Here is a 22455-nt window from a genome sequence, read left to right as displayed (position 1 = left end):
GAACTTTACCAGTTGAATCTTTCAATACAAAGCTGAATTCACCAGCTTTCAACTCTCGACCTGCAAGGGCTTTGCTGAAGTCAAAACGAGTCTTAACTGGAGCTACAACGTAGTTGTTGAAGATCTTATCAGTTGCGCTTGAAGCAAAACCACCAGCACCACTGTATTTAACTGAAGCTTGCAAATCACCTTTAGAGTTCTCTGTAACAGTAACTGTCATAGTAACTGTCATTGCATCGTAATCAACGTTTGCATCTGAACCTGCAGTTTCAGTGATTGTGTAGATGTAAGTACCAACTTTATTGAAAGTTAAGTTACTAAATGTCGCTTTACCGTTTTTGTTAGTAACAGTTTCTTCATATGAAGGAAGTGATTTGTTTTCATTGACTTCTTTAATCTTGAAGCTGAATTCACCATCAACAAGTACACGTCCTTCAAGTTGTTTTTCAACTTCTGGAGTAATTGTTACAGGTTCTTGCTTCACGTAGTAGTAAATAGGTTGTTTGTACGGTGTCAAAGTGTTGAGCAAGTCAACGTTGGTACCGATACCTCCTACCCCACGTTCCAATTGTGAGTTAGCTGAACCGTGTCCAATTCCATCTCCTAAGAATGGCACGAATACACTATGATATGGTGCATATCCAGAAGCTTTTTGGAAGTCAAATGGAACTTCTTTACCGTTTGGATAGTTTGTTTTTGCACCTGTTTTTTCATCAGTCACGGTATGTGCAATAGTGTAAAGAGGTGATTTTTTAACAACTAAGTCCTGTGAATTCCATTCACCTGGTTTAATTGGCTTAGTTTCTGCTAGCAACATATATCCATCGGTACTTAATGAACCATCAGAACGTTTGCTTTGTTGTCTTGGATCTAGCAAGTAAACACGAATAACGACTGAACCGTCTTCTCCAACAACTTCTTTGATACGTTTGATACCGTAACGGTCCGCATCCATGAATTTCGTACCAACGGTGTAAGGACGACTTACAGTACCTGATTGATCATTTGCGTCAGCAGTTTGGTAAAGTTTGTATCCATCAAATTGACGTTCGCCAGATGCTGTGAAACGTTGCCCTTCTTCAGCTTTAAGAGTGTATCTAGCTAACTCAACTTCATTACCATTTTCTTTATAATCTTGAACAGTTTTATCTGTTTTATTAGCGTTGAAAGTAGGGTTGTTTTTATCAACTACTTTATAGTAAGTTGTTTTATTGATTGTTACTGGTATTTTAGCATTTGAATCAGTAATTGTACGACCATTGTATGCTGGTTCAACAACGTTGATGATATCAGTTGTAGTACGAGCGTTATAAACCGCAGTATAAAGTGCTCGCTCTGCTTCTGTAAGTTTGTGTCCAGCAGCTACTAAGTCTGTGATACTCTTTCCAACTTCATAACCATTTTGAATAAATGGTTCTGCTTTTTTACCACTTGGAGCAGTCCCAGCTTTATAATCTACTTGGAAAGTTAATTGGCTATTAGACGCTGCCGTAGTAGTCGTGAATTTTTGAACACCACTAGAAGCAGTAACAGTTCTTGTTTCTACTACACTACCAGTGTTTTTGTCGAGCAATTCAACAGTTGTATCGGTAGAGTCATCAAATCTCTTATAAGCACGTGCATAATATTTTGTATTATAACGTTTATTGAATTCAGTAAGATCCCAAATAGCATACGTATAGAAGTCGCCTTCTTTAGCTTGATAACCAGCTGGTACAGTTTGAGATGCAACACTTGCACCATTAGGATCCGTCATATCAGGTGTAGCAACTTCACCGTCTTTTAGGAAAGTTGCTACAGCAACCGGCTCGTTATTGTGGTCTGTAGCGGCACGACGGTTACGACGGCTACGACTCATTGCCAAAGCTCCACCGTTAGTCATATCAGTTGCTGCACGGTCAAGTACTGCACTGCGATCTTCGGCTGCTGCTCTAACAGAGTAAGCACGTGCTGTAACATTTGGCTTAACACTTGTTGCTGCCGCCGCAGTTGCAGCTGCTGCTGTTTCTTCAGCTACTGGAGCGGCTGTTGCTGATGGACGGTTAGCCGCTGTTGCAGCTGGAGTTGCTGCAGCGGTTGTCGCTGATGCTGTTGTTTCAACGTTGTTGCTAGCTGCATTTGTAGATGCCGCTGCAGCTGGTTTAGCTGCTTCTGAAGTAGCTTTCTCAGTTGGTTTTGCAGTCTCTGAAGCTGGTTTAGCTGCTTCAGGTTTTGCAGTTTCTGTAGCAGTTTTTTCAGTTGTCTCTGCGGCAGCCTTATCTGTTGAAGCTTCTGGCGTCAAGTTAAATGTTGACGCAGTTGCATCAGTTGATGATACAGCCGCAGTAGGATCTGCTTGAGCTGTTGATGCTGTAGACGTCTCAACCAGGTCTGACGAACTTTCGCCCTCAACTGATGAACCAGGGTTTGATGAAGAAGCATCAGGTGCTGTGACTTCATCAGCCTGTGCAGTATGAGCAGCAAAGAGTGCCGTTCCTAGCAAGACTGAAGCGACACCAAACGAATATTTACGCAATGAAAATCGTTGGCGTCTGTTAAAAATGTCTTTCATTTCAAGTCTCCCTCTGTATGAAATAGTTAGTTATAGGTCACGAGTATACAAGAATCCTATACTTGAACTCATGATTCTATTACATTCTAACATTCTGACAATTCATGGTCAAGTGATTAAGTCAACTTTTTTAAAAAAAATCAAGTTGTCTGACAATTCAACCGACAACTTTTGCTCGTTTTTTATTCTTACAAGTGTAAAACCCTTGATTTTATTTGCTTTATACCGTTTTCAAATTTCTATTTTATTTTCTTTTCATTCCTAACTTTCTCATGATTTTCACGGAAGATGTTAGACTTATGAGAGGATTTAACTCATTTTATTGGCTGATTTCCTCACTTTGATTCTAATTTTTACCTTCTTATTACAAACCATCCGATTCTGTAACACCCTCGATAAACCATTGATATACAATTTAATAATCCTCTTTCACGACTAAGGTCTCCCATTAGCATTTCAAAAACACTAAAAAACCCAAGTATTATAGACTTGGGTTCATAGTCTTATGGGTTTCAGAGGTAAGTTCCTCTATTTTTTTCTGATATGGTTGTCATTCCAAGTCTGCAATTCTTGGTAGGACTTGACTTTCCCTTCTTCCTGAGTCGGTCTAAATGCCCTAACCGGTAACTCGTAGGCATCCTGGCCTTCAGGTGCCACCCAATGGAGTAAGGTATTGAACCAGGTTTCATTGTTAACCTTGCTTGGAATGGTGTAGATCCTAGCATGTTTGGTCTTAATCGATTCATAAGCATCCTTATGCTCTTTGGCAAAGTTGGTACTATCCATATTGAGGCTTCTGTCTTTTTCAGAAATGTAATAAAGAGCAGGCAGACTCGCAATTGGTGTTTCTCTTGGATAATCTAGATCCTTACCATTAGTTGCATCTGGCCACATCTCAAGTCCAAAAGGCTCTAAAGTCTTACGCATATCAACATTGGCATAATCCAATTCCGAGTCCAAAGTATTCGAGTTAGCTGGAATATTCATTTCCTCAATCTTTTGCGTTTTGAGATTGAGGTATTTTTTATTAGAAGCAAAATCCGCTGATGACGCACCAAAAGGCATTTGTAAGTAAGCTTGCTCATTAAGCATGAAAAGCCTTAGACTTGCCTGATTTAAATAATCTTCATCCCCAGCTTTTTTAGCCAATTTCAAGAGGTCAATTTGTTTAGGTTTTTGATTTGGTTTTTCCGTGTCATACATATAGATATTAAAGTAGTCATACTTATAAAGTGTCTCACCCTTGGCATTTTTCTTACCAGATTCACCCCCCTTGTACTCCTGAGTGACTAAGTATTGACCAGCTACCCCCACAATGTTAAACATGTTTCTATCATGACCAGGATTTGGTGTCACAAGTAAAAATTCCTTATTATCTCCGAAGGTTTTCAGGGTAATTTTGAACAAGGGGTCTTCTGCATTGCTGCCGGAATAGACAGTCGTACTCGACTTACTGGATGCAGCTAAACCTTTGGTAGCCTTACTGCTACTATTCACAGCAAAGAAGATAGCTGTCCCTGCGATTATAAAAAGCAATGCCACTAAGAGACCTATAAAAACAATTCTTGTGGACTTATCCCCCTTAGGTGTTGGTTTCTTTACAAACTTATTTTCCATAAATAATCTCCATTTTAGTACTGATTCTAGTATAGCATAGGTGAAGACTGTTGATAAGGTGCATCGGCGGTCTAATAGGACTGGATATTTTATTTTCATTTGACAAAATCTCTCGGACAGCGTACAATCAAGGAAAGTAACATTCGGAGGTAAATGGAGACATGAACAACTAAGTCTATTCACAATAAACCTGCTTTATTTGATAGATTGTTTTCATGTCTTTTTTGCGCTCTTTTTCTGTAGTAAATTTATTGGTGGTATCTGCGTTTTTTTGCATCCACACCATCACTATCTCCTAGAGGGCTTTTTAGCTAGATTCAAGACGGTTCTATCTTATAAGGTAGGACCGTTTTTTGACCTTTGATATTGTTTGAAGTAAAAACTGTACTACCCATGAAACAATATCTACAAGCACTCAGACCTAGGAGGTCCTATGATACAGATTCAACATCTAACTATTACCCATACCAAAGATTTGCGTGAACTCGTTCATGACTTAAATCTAACGATAGCTACTGGTGAAAAAGTCGCCATCATTGGGGAGGAAGGCAATGGAAAATCTAGTCTCCTTGCCCTTCTTGTCAATCCTAAAGCACATTTTGATCATCTTACTTACGAGGGAACTATTAATAAACCAGATAGCCCACAGGTCTATATTCCCCAACAGATTTCGGATGACTTACAATCCCTAACCCTTAACGACTACTTCTTTGCGGATACTTATGACCTAGACTATGCTACCCTCTATCGTCTGGCTGATGAACTTCATTTTGATAGTGAGCGTTTTGCTAGCAGTCAGCTTGTCTCCTCTCTGTCAGGTGGCGAGAAACTCAAAATTCAACTCATCCGAGAATTAGCCCGTCCCCACGACATCATTTTTCTTGATGAGCCCTCAAACGATATGGACTTGACTACTATGACTTGGCTAAAAAATTTTATCAAACATTCTGATCAAACCATAATCTATATCTCACATGACGAAGACCTACTAAGCCAGACAGCAGATACCATTATCCATCTGGAACTCCTTAAACGTCGCCGTCAGGCAAGGACTAGTGTGGAGCACCTCGACTATGATAACTATAGCCAGCAACGCACTGATGCCTTCCAGCAACAGATACAGCAAGCCAAAACCGAGAAAAAAGCCTATGACAAAGCCATGGCCAAGCATCGCCGTATCAAACAAAATGTTCAAACCACCCTACGCAATACGCATGATAGCACGCAAGGACGATTGGTTGCTAAAAAGATGAAAGCAGTCCTCTCACAAGAAAAACGCTACGACCGCCTTGCCCAAGACATGACACAGATGCCTGACAAAGAAGACAGCATTGATCTTTTCTTCTCTCATATCACTCCTCTACCTCAGGGAAAATATCTCTTAAATCTGGATGAAAAGCAGATAAACATCGCTCCTCACCTGACCATTAACCATCTCAAACTTTCTTTGAAAGGGCAAGAAAAAATTGGTATTGTTGGAGATAACGGCTGTGGTAAATCCACTCTCTTACACTTTCTCTACCAAGAACTTAGCAAGAAGACAGACCTGACTATTGGCTACATGCCTCAACGTTATGACGCTATCTTGCCAGTGGAACTGTCTCCAATAGCATTTTTAAGTAAGACTGGCGACAAAACTGAGAGAGAAATCATAAGTTCCCATCTCGCCAACCTCAACTTTAGTCATGATGAAATGAACCATGCCATTTCTGATTTATCTGGAGGACAGAAAGGAAAACTACTCCTGCTACACCTGGTCTTAGCAAGCCCTCAGCTCCTTATCCTAGATGAACCAACCAGAAATTTTTCACCCACCTCACAACCCCAAGTACGCCAGCTCTTCGAGAACTATCCAGGTGCCATTCTGACAGTCTCACATGATGTCAACTACCTCAGACAAGTCTGCCAAAAGATATATCGCCTGGACTCACACGGTTTAAAAGAAGTTGAGATTTAGGATACAAAACACTACTTTCGTTTTTGCAAGGAATATCTCAAAAATTTTTTCTTCGGATACAAAAAAACTCAGGCAAAACCTGAGTTCTTTTAATCTTAATCAATTTCAAGACCACCAGTATAAAGTCGGTAGTAAGTACCACCTTGTTCCATAAGGCTGTCATGGTCACCACGTTCAATGATACGTCCGTGGTCCATAACCATGATAACGTCAGAGTTAACGATGGTTGAAAGACGGTGGGCGATAACAAAGACCGTACGTCCTTCCATAAGGCGGTCCATCCCTTCTTGCACCATCTTCTCTGTCCGAGAGTCAATCGAAGACGTTGCTTCGTCCAGAATCAAGACTGGCGCATTGGCAAGGGCTGCACGCGCAATGGCAATCAGCTGTCGTTGACCATTAGACAAGCCTGCACCATCGTCTGTAAGAACAGTATCGTAACCATTGTCCAGATGTTGAACAAAGGAATCCACGTTAGCAATACGAGCAGCTTCAAGAATTTCCTCGCGAGTCGCATCCGAACGGCCGTAGGCAATATTTTCAGCGATAGTCCCTGTAAAGAGATGGGTATCTTGAAGTACGATACCAAGTGATCGACGAAGAGAAGCTTTTTCAATCAGCTTCACATCGATACCATCATAAGTAATCACACCAGATTGGATATCGTAAAAACGGTTAATCAAGTTGGTAATTGTCGTCTTACCAGCACCTGTCGCACCGACAAAGGCAACCTTTTGCCCCTTATCCGCATAGAGGTTAACGCCATGAAGGATTTGTTTCTTACCATCGTAAGAGAAATCAACATCTTGGAAGACCACATTTCCGACCAACTCAACCAATTCGTAGTCACCATTTGGACGTGGGTGTTTCCAAGCCCAGAGATTGGTTTTCTTGTCTGTCACAACCATTTTCCCATCTACCAATTCGTAGTTAACCAAAGTGACCTTACCTTGGTCAACTTCTTCTGCTTCATCCAAAAGGTCAAAGATACGATCAGCACCAGCAAGGGCCATAAGGACAAAGTTAAGTTGTTGAGAAACCTGAGTAATTGGGCCGTTGAAGGAACGGTTCAATTGTAGGAAGGCCATGAGACCACCGATAGTCAAACCACCGACACCATTTAGAGCGAAGAGTCCACCAACCAGGGCAGTCAAAACAAAGGAAACATTTCCTAAGTTCCCAAGAATTGGCATGAGAACATTGGCATAGCGGTTGGCCAAGTAAGAAGATTCAAAGAGTTGTTCATTAATCTTGTCGAAGTCAGCCATGCTTTCTTCTTCGTGGACGAAGGCCTTGACGACCTTTTGCCCTGACATCATTTCTTCGATAAAACCATTCTCAATCCCTAGGTTCTTTTGTTGTTCACCGAAGTAACGACCTGATTTAGCTGATACATTTTTGATGACCATAAACATGATGCCTACCATGACTAGGACCACGATAAAGAGAAGGGGACTAACCGTAAGCATGGTTACAGTCACCCCGATAAGGGTAATGGCCGTTTGTAACAACTGCGGAATAGACTGCTCAACAGCCTGACGAAGGGCATCGATGTCATTGGTATAGATAGACATGATGTCCCCGTGTTGGTGAGTGTCAAAGTAGCGAACCGAAAGCTTTTGCATACGAGCAAAAAGCTGATTACGAAGGGAACGCAGGGAATCTTGTGAAATCGTCGCCATGAGGAGGGAGGCCACATAGTTGGCAACCACACCGATAAGACAAAAGACCCCAACTGACGTCAAGAAACGTAACAGTGGCCCAAAATCATGACTACCAGATTTGAGCATGGGTTGAACGTAAACGTCCACCAAGGACTGAATCGAAGCCGTCAAATTAACCGTTGCCAAAGAAGCAACAACAATGAGGACAAAGGCAATACTAAGTGAAAGTTTGTAGTCTTGCCACAAAAAGCGTAGAAGACGTGCTAGAGAGCCCCAATTAGCTTTTTTCTTATTCTGCATCTGCTACTCCTTTCCCTTGTGTTTGCATCTTGTAGACGTCACGATAGATAGCATTATTAGCCACCAAGTCGTCATGAGTACCAATAGCATCGATACGGCCATCATTCATAACGAGGATACGGTCTGCATCTTGGATAGATGAAATACGTTGACCGATGATGATTTTGGTCGTGTCCTTAAGACTTGAAGCGAAGCCTTGACGAATCAAACTATCTGTCTTGGTATCGACTGCCGATGTCGAATCATCCAAAATCAAGATTTTCGGATTCATGAGAAGGGCACGTGCGATACAAAGACGTTGACGTTGTCCCCCTGAGACATTGGCTCCACCACGTTCAATCTTGGTGTCATAACCATCCTTAAACTCTTGGATAAATTCATCAGCTTGGGCAATCTTACAAGCTTCAATGATTTCTTCATCTGTTGCCTGCTTATTGCCCCAACGCATATTTTCTTTAATGGTTCCTGAGAAAAGGACATTGGTTTGAAGGACCATGGCAACTTGCTTACGTAAGCTATCCAAATCATAGTCCTTAACATCATGGCCGGCAACCCTAACCTGACCTTCTTCCACATCATAAAGGCGAGGAATCAGCTGAACCAAGCTTGATTTACCCGAACCCGTTCCACCAAGGATACCAATAACTTCACCAGACTTAATATCCAAAGTGATATCTTTGAGGACATGGGTCTTGTCACCATTTTCATCTGTGTATGAGAAATCCACATGATCAAAGCTGATAGAACCATCTGCAACTTCTGTTAAACCATTTTCAGGTGAAACAATGGTGGCTTCAGTGCTAAGAACTTCATCAATACGTTCAACAGATGCTGTAGAGATAGACAACATGACAAAGATCATCATGAACATCATGAGTGACATGAGGATGGTCATGGTGTAACTGAACATCGAAGTCAATTCCCCTGTAGTTAAGCTACCACCAACGATGAGATGGGCACCAAACCAGGAAATCATAAGGAAGGACGCATACATAGACAACATCATAGCTGGGTTAGACATGATAACTACACGAATGGCACGCATGAACATCTTGTAAATACGACGTGAGGCCTTCTTAAATTTGTCAGTCTCTTCCTGCTCTTTAACATAGGATTTCACCACACGCATGTTGGTTATATTTTCCTTGATACTGTTGTTAAGGTTGTCATAAGCCTCAAATACTTGAGTAAAAAGAGGATATACGATTTTGGTAATAATGGCCAAAACCACACCAAGGAAGATCGTTACACCAACAAAAATCCAAGCCATTTCAGCATTAATCAAGAAACTTGCTGCAATAGCAAAAATCAGGTTAAGCGGTGCACGCACACAGACACGGATAATCATCTGATAAGAGTTCTGCACGTTGGTAACATCTGTCATCATACGTGTCACCAAACCACCAGCTGAGAACTTATCGATATTTTCAAAAGAGAAAGTTTGAACCTTTTTGAAAATGGCCTGACGTAGATTCTTGGCAAATCCAGCAGAGGCAAAAGCTGCATAGCGAGCCGACTGCATGCCGCAGAATAGTGATAGAAAGGCGCAGACCAGCATGAGACCACCGTAGAGCCAAATGTTAGACATGTTGGATTGCTGGACACCTTTGTCCAAAAGATTAGCCATGACAAAGGGAATGGAAATCTCAAACATGACTTCTAGTGTCATAAAGAGGGACGCTAGGATTGAGGGTTTCTTGTATTCCTTTATCTGGGGGATAAGGGTTTGAAACATAATTACCTCCATTTAATTTGTTTTTCTTTTTTGATGCTTTCTTGAGTGATGGCGGACGTCAGCGACCGACTCAGTCGTTCCATGACTAGTTATCGAGCCAAAGTCTCGATAACTCCGCTTCCTATAACTGCTTCTGCAGTTATAGGAACATCATCACGACGAAAGCATCGCTTTTGGGCAGAGCGAGCTGTCGAATCGTGAGCAACTTCGAACAAGTGCAAATAGGTTCAGGATGACCCCTACCACAGCTAAAAATATCGCCTGCCCTGAGCAGAGCGTGTTTCAGGCATTGATAGATATAAGCTAGTCCTGTAATCCATCACGGTGAAAGCATCATTTTTGAGCAGAGCATACTGTCGGAAAGCTACTCTTAACGCTCATCCTTTATCTATAAAAGAACGGTTACACCTTTTTGAGAGCACACAAAAGCCCCTGAGGGCAGACCCTAGGGATGCTTTCGTTCTTATATATACGTCATTAGTATAGGCTAATTTGATTTAAATTGCAAGAGAAATAACATTTTACATAAAAATCAGTGGGTATTTTACAATTTTTGCATATAATAGAGCTAAAAAGCAACTGGTTTTAAGAATTCTTATCTAAAACATTCGGAAATTCCCCTTAACCGTAGCGGAAAGTTGTTTTCTTCTCCTATTTATAATAGACTATCACTAACATTAGATGAAAAGGTGACTCTATGACTATAAATCAACTGCTTCAAAAGCTGGATCCTACTAGCCCTATCCTTCAAGCTAACTTTGGAATTGAACGCGAAAGTCTTCGTGTCGATAGACAGGGAAAATTAGCACATACGCCTCACCCTTCCTGCCTAGGAGCTCGAAGTTTCCACCCTTATATTCAAACAGATTTTTGTGAGTTTCAGATGGAACTCATCACACCAGTTGCTAAATCTACGACTGAGGCTCGTCGATTTCTTGGAGCCATTACCGATGTAGCTGGACGTTCCATCAGTAAAGATGAACTTCTCTGGCCCTTGTCCATGCCTCCTCGTATCAAGGCCCAAGAAATCCAAGTTGCCCAACTGGAAAATGAATTTGAACGCCATTATCGTAACTACTTGGCCGAAAAATACGGAACTAAACTACAAGCCATCTCAGGTATCCACTATAATATGGAACTAGGGAAAGATTTGGTTGAGGCCCTATTCCAAGAAAGTGACCAGATTGATATAATTACTTTCAAAAACGCCCTCTATCTCAAGCTGGCTCAGAACTATTTGCGCTACCGTTGGGTGATTACCTATCTCTTTGGTGCTGCACCTATTGCTGAGCAAGGTTTCTTCGACCAAGAAGTGCCAGAACCCGTTCGTTCCTTCCGTAACAGTGACCATGGTTATGTCAATAAGGAAGAAATCCAAGTATCTTTTGCAAGCCTAGAAGATTATGTCTCTGCCATCGAAAACTATATCGAACAAGGAGATTTGATTGCGGAGAAGGAATTTTACTCAGCTGTTCGTTTCCGTGGACAAAAAGTTAATCGCTCCTTCCTTGACAAGGGAATCACCTATCTGGAATTCCGTAACTTCGACCTCAACCCCTTTGAGCGTATCGGTATTAGCCAAACTACCATGGATACCGTACACCTGCTTCTCCTAGCCTTCCTCTGGATGGATGCCCCTGAAAATGTCGATCAGGCTCTGGCTCAAGGTCACGCGTTGAATGAAAAAATCGCCCTCTCTCATCCTTTAGAGCCTCTACCTTCTGAAGCTGAAACTCAGAACATTACGACGGCTCTGGACCAACTGGTGCAACATTTTGGACTAGGTGACTATCATCAAGGTTTGGTCAAACAAGTTAAAGATGCCTTTGCTGATCCTAGTCATACACTAGCAGCCCAACTCTTATCTTATATCAAAGACAAGTCTCTTGCTGACTTTGCCCTTGACAAGGCTCTTGCCTATCATGATTATGACTGGACTGCCCACTATGCTCTTAAGGGTTATGAGGAGATGGAACTTTCTACTCAGATGCTACTCTTTGATGCCATTCAAAAAGGAATCCATTTTGAAATCCTAGATGAGCAGGATCAATTCCTTAAACTCTGGCATAAAGATCATGTTGAGTACGTCAAAAATGGTAACATGACCTCAAAAGACAACTATGTAGTACCTCTTGCCATGGCTAATAAAACCGTGACCAAAAAAATCCTGGCTGACGCTGGTTTCCCTGTTCCTGCTGGCGACGAATTTACCAGTCTGGAGCAAGGTCTAGCCTACTATCCTCTTATCAAGGACAAGCAAATTGTAGTTAAACCAAAATCAACCAACTTTGGTCTGGGCATTTCCATTTTCCAAGAGCCTGCCAGCCTTGATAACTATAAGAAAGCCCTCGAGATTGCCTTTGCAGAAGATACAGCTGTTCTTGTTGAAGAATTTATCCCAGGAACCGAATACCGTTTCTTTATCTTGGATGGACGTTGTGAGGCTGTACTCCTTCGTGTCGCTGCCAATGTTGTCGGTGATGGCAAACACACCATTCGTGAATTGGTCGCTCAGAAAAATGCCAATCCATTGCGAGGACGTGATCACCGCTCACCACTTGAAATCATTGCGCTTGGAGACATTGAACAACTGATGTTAACGCAACAGGGTTATACCCCTGATGATATTCTCCCAGAAGGGAAAAAGGTCAATCTACGTCGTAACTCAAACATTTCTACGGGTGGTGACTCTATTGATGTCACTGAGACCATGGATTCCTCTTACCAAGAACTAGCTGCAGCTATGGCAACTAGTATGGGAGCTTGGGCTTGTGGGGTTGACCTCATTATTCCAGATGAAACCCAACCTGCTAGCAAAGAAAACCCTCATTGCACCTGCATCGAGCTCAACTTTAACCCTTCTATGTATATGCACACCTACTGTGCTGAAGGACCTGGACAGGCTATCACTTCAAAAATCTTAGACAAGCTTTTTCCAGAAGTTGCCACAAATCAAAACTAAAACTTAAATCTTAGGCGCAAACAAATCACCTTTATCTCGAGATAAAGGTGATTTTGCTTTATTAACCAAACTCTCCTGCTTCTTCCTCAGGATGAGTTTCCATGTACTGGATGTGTTGTATATAGGCATCTTGAGCCTGATTGAAGGCTTCCTGATCACTGTAAGGATAATCTATGTAAAAGAGGTCCCGCCAGCCATTCAAGGTTTGGCTATTGTAGAAACCTTGAATCTTTGTGGGAAGAAACTCTTTGTTGTAGCTGATCCGCAGCTTGAGTAGGGTCTTATCCTGAAACTGAGTGATGATACTGTTGGAGGTTTCTTGGCCTTCCAGACTAGTCCAAACTTTATTCAGAACAATGTCCTGACTATAGTGATTAGCCTTGATGCGATTTTTGTCCACTGGGAGCTTCTGGGTAGCCTCTAAAAGGTAGGACACCTCTCCTTGAAAATAAGCCTCAATGGTTAAATCCCCAAGACTGGAGCCATATAATAGGCCATCCTTAATAGCAATGTTTGATCCAAAAAGTCTTTGGCCAGCTACATCAAAGGACATCCCCTCATCCTGCCCGTAGAGCTTGATGGCATAGGCATCCCTTACACGATAGAAATTTTTAGCGACAAGAACACTATCAAGGGTTTCAGTCTTTTTTATCTCAACCTTGGGGCTTGTAGGTTTCTTGGTAAAAGCTGTCAAACCCATTAAGCACAAGATGAGAGCGAATATAATCAAGGTAAGCATTGTAGACCTGGAGCCGGTCTTCAGCTTTAACTTGTCTCCATGTTTCAAGGTCTTTCAAGCCTCCTTTTTTAACAATATCAGCATAGCGCCCACCGTTTAAGACATTCTTGGCATTTTTCCACTTCTTGACCATCTTGCGTCTAATCGCATTGTCAGCAGGATGACGAACGTCAAGATAGGTATGGCTATTATTGAGATAGGCTGGTAGGTCAGCATTCAAGCCCTTAGACAGCCCATAGTTAGCAGAATCAGTATCGGCAATGTCAGCACCGTCTTCAATCTTATAATGCTTAGGATTAGAGTCGATGCTACCGTCTTTCCTTTTCTTGTAGACATTCCACTCAGAGACAAATCTCCCCGTATCCATATTGACAATAAACTCAATAAAACGGGAATTGCTAACTCCGTATGGGCCCATGACACTGGTCTGAGGTAGCTGAATTTTCATGTTCTGCGGATAGGTAAAGTCTCCCAAGCTTCGATTATGGTAGGAAGCACCCGTAGTGTAATCCAAATGAATCTTCTTGTCCTTGCTGTAGGCCAGAAGTTTGTCTAAATCTGTCTTGCCCTTGTAGTTGGTCCTAATATAGTCCATGGACTGCTTATCAATCCAAGACCTAAAAAGATGGAGCTTGATACCTAAGTCATCCACCCCAAGCCCTAGATCCGTCTGATAGGTCTCCATAATAGCCTCACGGAAGTAACTATAAAAAGGACTGGTTGGCTCTAGCTTCTTGGAAAATTTATAACCTGACTTCCCTAACTGGAGGAACTGGTACTTGTCCACATAAACCTGCATGTGCTCCATAACCAAATTGAGCTTGTCATGATTAGGTAGTTGAGAAGCTTGGAAAAAGGCCGTATAGGTATCTGAGCCCACTTCCTTACTTTCTTGGTCAATATCCCGTAGAACCTTGTCTAGCTGGGTCAGAGAAGTCTTCTTCATCTTACTTCTCACCTGAGCCACATAAGCCGGCTTAATGCCCTGATCCCAGTGGTCACGAGCCATAATAGCATCTGCCTTTTGTGAAATCAAGGTCAAGCGTTTCTGATAAGACGCGTCCTCCAAGGCCAGCTTTAAAGCCTTTGATGGCGTCGCTTGAACCACAGATAAATCACCGTAGATATCAGACTTTATGACAAGATTTACCTGCATATCATAGGAATGATTGATATGGAGAACGAGGTAAATCTTCCCGTCTTCCTTCCTAACAGACAAAGCATCGAGTTGATAAGATTGGATAACCCCAGCCTGACTAAGTGCCAGTCTATCTATATTTTCCAAAGAATCCTGATAAATATAGGAAATCTCAGGGTCTTTGACCTTCTTTACCAAAGAGTGATTGCGCTGTCGATTGAAAACCACAAGACCAAGTATGAGGATTACAGCCAGGGCACTTGCCAGATACTGTAAAATTACTTTCTTCATAGTACTTCCATTATAGCATAGGAGGACAAAATATTCTGAAAAGGATTGGCAAACGTTGAAAACAAATGAAAAAAACAGGCCGACTAAGACCTGTTTGAATGAATTGTTTATAAATCGCTCAAGCGACGATGTTTGATACTAAAATCAAAATAAGCATTTTCCTGAAGTTTGTGGAATATTTCTCTGTAGGCTTTTTCGTCAAAGTGATCGCCACGATAGAGAATCTCAAAGCTCAAACCTTCGTATTCCAAGAAGGCATTAGAAGTCTTAAAACCATTACGCTTGTAGAAATCCCAACGCGCCACACGTTGCTCAGGATTGTCATTGGGTTCATCCAAGCGCTCTACTTCCAAGACCATAGAACGAGATGGTCCATAAAAGTCCACCAGTTTATCAATAATCTCACTTCCGTAGCCATGACTCCGCATTTGAGGTACGATGGCGAAGAAGCTCACATAAAAAACTTTGGCATTGTAGAGAACTGAGGCAAATCCAACAAAATCATCCTCGTCATAAAAGGCAAAGAAATGATAATCATCACGACCATCCAATTTTAAGAAGTCACTTAATGGAATACGTTCTTCTTCTGGAAAGGCCTCGTTGTTTAAGCGCTCTACCCTATCTAATTCTGGAAACTCTTTGGTAATCAATTGGCTGCGTAAAGCCATAAATTTCCCCCCTTTTTGATGCTTATACCTATAGGTCATTATAACATCTTGATAAGCAAGTGCAAGTTTCAAGGGCTAAGATAAGTCTACTGGTAAACTCCTACTGCCGTGTATAAATGCTGCTTGGCTGTCTACGACTCCTCTCTTCTTAAAAATAAAAGACAACGACCTTTTCTAGTCGTTATCTTTTTTGTGATTCATAAGCTATTGCCTATTTTTTCAATTCCCAAATTTCTTTAGCATACTCTGTGATCGTATCATCTGAAGTGAATTTGTGAGATTTAGCAATATTAGCTAAGCTCATACGTGCCCACTTGTCATGATCACGATAAAGCGCATCGATTTTCTCTTGAGCTTCTACATAAGCAGCGAAGTCTTCCAAGAGGAAGTACTCATCGTTGTGGGTGATGAGGGCTTCGTAAATTTCAGTACCTTCAGATTGAGCATTTGGAATCGTACCATTAACAAAGGTATCAACGACACGACGAATGACTGGGTTATTTTCATAAACTGCACGAGAGTAGTAATCGTGACGTGCATAGTGTTCATAAACTTCGTCCTTGTCCATACCGAAGATGACAACATTCTCATCGCCAACTTCATCCTTGATTTCAATGTTGGCACCATCAAGTGTTGCCAAGGTAATAGCACCAGTCATCATGAATTTCATGTTTGATGTACCAGATGCTTCTTTAGAAGCCAATGAGATTTGCTCAGAGACATCTGCTGCTGGGATGATAAGTTCCGCAAGGCTGACACGATAGTTTTCAAGGAAGACCACTTTAAGTTTTCCTTGAAGGCTTTCGTCATTGTTAACAAGATTGGCAACTTCGTTGATGAGTTTGATAACAGATTTAGCGAAGTGATAACCAGGGGCAGCTTTGGCACCAAAGATGAATACACGAGGTACCATGTCTTTATCTGGATTATCTTTCAGATCCCAATAAAGTTTGATGATGTGAAGAAGGTTAAGCAATTGACGTTTGTAAGCGTGAAGACGTTTCACTTGAACATCAAAGATAGCATCTATTGACACTTCTACGCCTGTTGTTTCTTTGATGTAGTCTGCCAAACGTTGTTTAGCAGTCTTCTTAACTTGATAGAACTGGTTCAAGACTTCCTTGTCATCCAAGTAAGTTGTAAGATTTTCAAGCTCATGGATATCGTTACGCCAACCGTCACCAATCACGTCATCAATTGCTGCTGAAAGTTCAGGAGCTGCAATTTGTGTCCAACGACGTTGAACGATACCATTTGTCTTGTTATTGAATTTTTCAGGATAAATTGTATAGAAATCGTGGAGGGTATCTTCTTTAAGAAGTTCTGTATGAAGCTTGGCAACCCCGTTGACTGAGTGACCACCAATGATAGCTAAGTTAGCCATGTGGACTTGGTTATCCTTAACAATACGTGTGCGTTCGATAACATCTGCAGCAATACCACGTCCAGCCATTTCAGCGATGTAACGGTTGTCGATTTCCAAGATGATTTGGTAAACACGTGGAAGGACACGTTTGAAGAGCTGTTGATCCCATTTTTCAAGGGCTTCTTGAAGAATAGTGTGGTTAGTGTAGCTCATAGTTTTAACAGTCGCATTCCAAGCATCTTCCCATGAAAGACCATATTCATCAAGGAGGAGACGCATGAATTCAGCTGGTGCAACCGCAGGGTGAGTATCATTGATGTGAACTGATATTTTTTCGTGGATATCTTTCAATGGCAAGCCCATCTTGAGGTAAGATTTAATGATGGTTTGGAGACCGGCACTTGTCATGAAGTACTCTTGAACCAAACGCAATTCTTTACCTTCAATTGTTGAATCATCTGGATAAAGAATAGCAGTAATATCTTTCACACGACGACGTGCATCAAGCGTAGGATAATCCAATTCGTATTCTTCAGGAATTTCTACATCCCAAAGACGAAGGTTGTTAATCACACCATTCTTATAACCAATTTGCGGCACATCATAAGGTACGGCACGAAGGACTTGAGCATTCTTATAAGTTGGGACAAAGCGACCATCTTCGTCACTTTCAAGGACAACATCACCAAAGAGTTTTACATAGACAATATCATGGTCTTTACGCGTTTCCCAAACATTTCCTGTTGAACCAAACCAACCATCTGGTAGTTCTACTTGGTAACCATCAACAATACGTTGTTTGAAAAGTCCGTAACGGTAACGAAGACCATTACCAAAACCTGGATAACCAGTAGTTGCAAGCGAATCCATGAAGGCAGCAGCCAAACGACCAAGACCACCGTTACCAAGTGCCATATCATGCTCAGCTTCTACCACTTCGCGGAAATCGATATCAAGTTCTGCGAAACCTTCTTTAACAAGGTCAAGAATACCAAGGTTGAGGAGGTTAGTTTCCAACATACGACCTGGGAGGAATTCGATTGAGAAGTAGTAAGCAATCTTTTCTTGATTGTCTGAAAGTGCATGGTTACGTGTAATCCATGTGTCAGTGTAATATTTACGGACCAAACCAGCCAGGGCTGCAAAAATTTCCGTTGGTGTGGCCTTAGCAACTTTAATCAACTGCTCTTGATGGAGCGTGTCTTTAAAGTCACGGATGAATTGTTCTTTTGTTAAATTTTCGAGTTGCATAGAAATCCTTTCTTACTACTTCCTTATCTTCAATACACTTCTTACAGAGGGATCTATTCAGATAAGAGGGAATTGTTTCCTCAAACTTCCAAACCTTGCCAATCAAGATTCGAAACAGATATTTCAAAATCTTTATTTACAAAACTATCAAAACAGTCAGGTTTATTAAACACGATTAGAGTTAGTCTTCTATTCAGATTTTTAGATATCTTCTCTTTCATTGCTTTATCAGCAAGATTGGGAGATGCTATCCTGACTTTTGTCAAGATTATATAGAAGCGTTTTCAAACGCTTTACACGAAGATAACTTTTCCCTTGCGAGAAAAGTTATCTTTGCAATTATACTAATTGTTTGTACAAATCAACATATGCCAAACTTGCTGTATCCCATGAGAAGTCACGTGTCATAGCATTGTGCTGGAGTTGTTTCCAAGCATCAGCATTGTTTTCGTAAACATCGAGAGCTTTTTCAAGGGTTTGAACCATCCAGTAACCTGAGAAGTTACCAAATGAGAATCCTGTACCTGAGCCTGTCACAGGGTTGTATGGTTCAACAGTATCACGAAGACCACCAACCTCGCTAACCACTGGCAAGGTACCGTAGCGCATAGACATCATTTGAGAGAGGCCACATGGTTCAAAGGCTGAAGGCATAAGGAAAATGTCACAACCAGCATAAATTTGTTGAGCTAACTCTAGGTTGAAAGTAATGTTGGCAGACATTTTTTCTGGGTAAGCGTGACCGAACCAAGAGAAAGAATTCTCATAGTCGCTGTAACCAGTACCCAAAAGAACAATCTGAACATCATGTTGCAAGATGTTGTGAAGTTCGTTGACAACCAAATCGAAACCTTTTTGGTCAGTCAAACGTGACACAATACCAATCAATGGGACATCTTCACGAACTGGGAGACCAACACGTTCTTGAAGAGCTGCCTTGTCTTTGGCCTTACCTGACAAATCATCCACTGAGAAATGATAAGGAATGTGAGCATCTGTTTCTGGATCAAGGAGGTCCGTATCGATACCATTAACAATACCAGACAACTTACCAGATTCCATGCGCATAATTTGATCTAGGCCTTTACCAAATTCAGGTGTTTGAATTTCACCAGCGTATGATGGAGAAACTGTTGTTACACGATCTGCGTAAAGAACAGCTGCTTTCATCCAGTTGAGGCAGTCATTCCAACGGAGAGTACCATCAGCATAACGCTCGTAACCAACACCAAAGATTTCCCAAAGCATACCACTGTCAAATTGACCTTGGAACTCAATATTATGGATAGTGAAGACTGTCTTAATACCTTGGTAAGCTTGAATCCAATGGTATTTTTCCTTAAGAAGGAATGGAATCATGGCTGTGTGGTAGTCATGAACATGGAGAATATCTGGAATAAAGTCCACTTTTTCCATCAACTCAAGGGCAGCCATTTGGAAGAAGCCAAAACGCTCACCATCATCCCACTCACCGTATACCGTACCACGGTTGAAATACTGTTCATTATCAATGAAGAAGAAGGTCACACCATCACGGACAATTTTCTTGATGCCGACATATTGACGACGCCAACCAACATTTGTATAGAAGAAGCCAAGGTCTTCAACCTGATCGCCAAATTTAGCCGAAACCACATCATAATATGGGAGAATTACGGCAACCTCGTGACCATTTTTGACTAGAGATTTAGGAAGAGCACCGATAACGTCACCCAAACCACCAGTTTTAGCGAAAGGTGCACCCTCTGCTGCTACAAATAAAATTTTCATCGTACAATATCCTCTGTTACAACGCTACCTTTTTTGATGATAACTGGGTTGTTTTCTGTACCGCGAACCGTAACACCTTCAGCGATTTCAACACCTTTATCCACAATAGCATATTCAACTGTTGCGCCTTTAGCAACTTTAACACGTGGGAAGATAATTGAATGGCTAACACTAGAACCTTCAGAAAAGTCAACATTACGTGAAATCATTGAGTTCTCAACTTTACCTCGAACAATCGAACCAGATGCAAATTGTGAAAGCTTAACTTCAGAAGAGTCTGCATAGTATGTTGGCTCTTCATTTTTAACTTTTGTATAAACTTTTTGGTTTGGTGCAAAAAGTTTATAGAATTTTTGTGATTCCAGCATATCCAAGTTAGCATCAAAGTACGCTTTTACTGAGTGGATATTTGAAAGGTAACCAGTGTACTCGTAAGCAAAAGCATTTTCAGCAACTGCCAAATCACGAAGTACATAACGAAGCTTACGAGGTTCTTCTTTAGCTGCTTCTTCTTCCAATTTTTCAATCAAGAATGGTGTATCCACAACAAAGATGTCTGTAGACATATTGTAAACTTCTTTATCGCCACCCTGGAAGAGCTCATGGCCAAGCACTTTGTCAGAGTCATCAATTTCTAAAACGCTGTTTACATCTGAAATGAGTTCTTTAGGAAGTTTTTTGTAGACCACAGTAACTTTTGGTTTTGTTGTACTGTGAAGGTGGAAAACTTGGTTAAGATCAATGTTGACCAAAACATCACTGTTAAGAGCTACAGTCTGATCTGAGCCTGAACGTTTAAGGTAAGTCAAAATTTGACGATAGTATTCCTCATCAACAGTTGAGCTTTCAACAGGAGTATTGTAAATACCAAGGTAGTAGTGACTGAGAAGAGTAGACAAGCCCCACTCACGACCTGAACGAATATGGTCGAAGACAGAACTGATGTTTTCGTTTTGGAAGATTCCGAAGACGCTACGGATACCAGCATTAGCCAAGTTAGACAACGGGAAGTCGATGAGGCGATATTTTCCGCCAAATGGTAGGCTGGCAATAGGACGGTGCTCAGTCAAACCACCCATGTCATGGAATCCTACGGTATTTCCTAGAATTGCAGAATATTTATCAATCTTCATCTTTTGGTACCCCCACTACTTCATTGTATCCTACGACTTGCACTTCTTCTGTACCGTCAATTTCCACACCATCGGAAATGTGTGCACCTTCACCGATAATAGCTCGTTTAATTTTTGCACCTTTACCAATAATTGCACCACTCATAATCACTGAATCTTCAACGACTGCCCCTTCACGAATTTGTGCACTTGTTGAAAGCACAGAATGTTTAACAGTTCCATCAACCAAACATCCATCAACAACGAGTGAATCTTCAACATGAGCATTCTCACCAAAGAAGTTTGGTGGAGCAATCACGTTACGTGAGTAAATTTTCCATTGACGGTTACGACTATCCAAGGCATTTTCAGGAGAAATGTACTCCATATTTGCTTCCCAAAGGGATTCGATAGTACCTACGTCTTTCCAATAGCCTTCAAATTCATAAGCAAAGACGCTTTCACCTGTTTCAAGATAAGCTGGGATAACGTTCTTACCAAAGTCTGACATATCAACTGAACTCTTTTCAGCTGATACTAACATATTGCGAAGACGTTTCCAATCAAAGATGTAAATACCCATTGATGCTTTCGTAGATTTAGGGTTTTCAGGTTTTTCTTCGAACTCAACAATACGGTTATTAGCATCAGTGTTCATGATACCGAAACGGCTAGCTTCTTTAAGTGGCACATCAAGAACGGCGACAGTAAGACTTGCGTTGTTATCTTTGTGAGATTGGAGCATATCATCATAGTCCATCTTGTAAATATGGTCACCAGACAAAATCAAAACATATTCAGGATTGATGCTATCGATATACTCAATGTTTTGATAAATAGCGTGGCTGGTACCTTCAAACCAACGATTACCTTCGCTAGCTGAGTAAGGTTGAAGAATTGATACACCAGAGTTAACACCATCCAATCCCCAACTTGAACCATTACCGATATGATTGTTCAAAGCAAGTGGTTGATACTGTGTAATGACACCTACATTGTTAATTCCTGAATTGGCACAGTTTGACAAACCAAAGTCAATGATACGGTAGCGTCCACCAAACTGAACAGCTGGTTTGGCAATACTTTGGGTCAATTTTCCAAGACGAGTTCCTTGCCCACCAGCAAGGATCAAAGCCAACATTTCATTTTTCATGAATAGTCCCCCTCATGATTTTTAGTTCCATCCTCAAAAGGATGTGAGACAATCAGTCGAAACTGATTATGACAATTAAAGTAAGTTCCTCAGTGTGGCAATAGTTTGGGCATCAAACAGCTTCTTTCAACCGTAACTTCCTTGCTATCACCTCTGAAAAACAAATCGTGTACACGTTTAA

General features: G+C 41.3%; 13 protein-coding genes. 2 read left to right on the top strand and 11 right to left on the bottom strand.

The window, feature by feature from the left end; all coding sequences use genetic code 11:
• Both HMPREF2867_RS07735 and HMPREF2867_RS07730 read right to left on the bottom strand, forming a co-directional pair.
• Nucleotides 1-2551 (bottom strand): Spy0128 family protein (locus HMPREF2867_RS07735; RefSeq protein ID WP_256263073.1); only part of this gene is annotated, 2551 nt, incomplete at its 3' end.
• A 528-nt stretch (nt 2552-3079) separates the two neighbouring features.
• Nucleotides 3080-4168: a hypothetical protein gene (locus tag HMPREF2867_RS07730; protein ID WP_014634794.1), complete on the bottom strand. Its 1089-nt coding sequence runs from the start codon at nt 4166-4168 to the stop codon at nt 3080-3082.
• A 433-nt stretch (nt 4169-4601) separates the two neighbouring features.
• Here HMPREF2867_RS07730 and HMPREF2867_RS07725 point away from each other — a divergent pair, with 433 nt between their 5' ends.
• Complete coding sequence (locus tag HMPREF2867_RS07725; protein ID WP_070576908.1) at nt 4602-6125, top strand: ATP-binding cassette domain-containing protein; 1524 nt, start codon at nt 4602-4604, stop codon at nt 6123-6125.
• A gap of 95 nt (nt 6126-6220) precedes the next feature.
• Here the strand turns inward: HMPREF2867_RS07725 and HMPREF2867_RS07720 are convergent, their stop codons facing one another.
• A complete protein-coding gene (locus tag HMPREF2867_RS07720; RefSeq protein WP_070576905.1) occupies nt 6221-8089 on the bottom strand; it encodes an ABC transporter ATP-binding protein in 1869 nt (622 codons plus the stop codon).
• Nucleotides 8079-9824, bottom strand: a complete 1746-nt coding sequence (locus HMPREF2867_RS07715; RefSeq protein ID WP_070576902.1) for an ABC transporter ATP-binding protein — start codon at nt 9822-9824, stop codon at nt 8079-8081. Before HMPREF2867_RS07715 ends, HMPREF2867_RS07720 begins: the two co-directional genes overlap by 11 nt.
• A gap of 697 nt (nt 9825-10521) precedes the next feature.
• Between HMPREF2867_RS07715 and gshAB the strand changes: the two genes are divergently transcribed.
• Nucleotides 10522-12786 carry a bifunctional glutamate--cysteine ligase GshA/glutathione synthetase GshB gene (gene gshAB / locus HMPREF2867_RS07710; RefSeq protein ID WP_070576900.1) on the top strand — a complete coding sequence of 755 codons (2265 nt, stop codon included), beginning with the start codon at nt 10522-10524 and terminating at the stop codon, nt 12784-12786.
• 61 nt (nt 12787-12847) lie between these two features.
• On the opposite strand, the gene HMPREF2867_RS07705 is transcribed toward gshAB, so the two are convergent.
• From HMPREF2867_RS07705 to HMPREF2867_RS07675, 7 genes are all read right to left on the bottom strand, one after another.
• Nucleotides 12848-13486, bottom strand: coding sequence for a hypothetical protein (locus HMPREF2867_RS07705; protein ID WP_002884472.1), 639 nt, complete (start codon nt 13484-13486; stop codon nt 12848-12850).
• Complete coding sequence (locus HMPREF2867_RS07700) at nt 13440-14954, bottom strand: DUF1310 family protein (RefSeq protein WP_038676475.1); 1515 nt, start codon at nt 14952-14954, stop codon at nt 13440-13442. Before HMPREF2867_RS07700 ends, HMPREF2867_RS07705 begins: the two co-directional genes overlap by 47 nt.
• 107 nt (nt 14955-15061) lie before the next feature.
• Nucleotides 15062-15622: a GNAT family N-acetyltransferase gene (locus HMPREF2867_RS07695; protein ID WP_070576898.1), complete on the bottom strand. Its 561-nt coding sequence runs from the start codon at nt 15620-15622 to the stop codon at nt 15062-15064.
• A 211-nt stretch (nt 15623-15833) separates the two neighbouring features.
• Entirely contained in the window at nt 15834-18239 is a 2406-nt protein-coding gene (locus tag HMPREF2867_RS07690) for a glycogen/starch/alpha-glucan phosphorylase (protein WP_070576888.1), read from the bottom strand.
• 339 nt (nt 18240-18578) lie between these two features.
• Complete coding sequence (gene glgA, locus HMPREF2867_RS07685) at nt 18579-20009, bottom strand: glycogen synthase GlgA (RefSeq protein ID WP_070576885.1); 1431 nt, start codon at nt 20007-20009, stop codon at nt 18579-18581.
• Complete coding sequence (glgD, locus tag HMPREF2867_RS07680; protein WP_070576883.1) at nt 20006-21142, bottom strand: glucose-1-phosphate adenylyltransferase subunit GlgD; 1137 nt, start codon at nt 21140-21142, stop codon at nt 20006-20008. Before glgD ends, glgA begins: the two co-directional genes overlap by 4 nt.
• Nucleotides 21132-22274, bottom strand: a complete 1143-nt coding sequence (locus HMPREF2867_RS07675) for a glucose-1-phosphate adenylyltransferase (protein WP_060971508.1) — start codon at nt 22272-22274, stop codon at nt 21132-21134. The genes glgD and HMPREF2867_RS07675 overlap by 11 nt, the downstream gene beginning before the upstream one ends.
• Nucleotides 22275-22455: the final 181 nt, after the last annotated feature.

The organism is Streptococcus sp. HMSC064H09 (genome assembly GCF_001812625.1).
Taxonomy (GTDB): domain Bacteria; phylum Bacillota; class Bacilli; order Lactobacillales; family Streptococcaceae; genus Streptococcus.
Note: the sequence above shows the minus strand (reverse complement) of the source record. Positions and strands in the feature narration are given on the sequence as shown.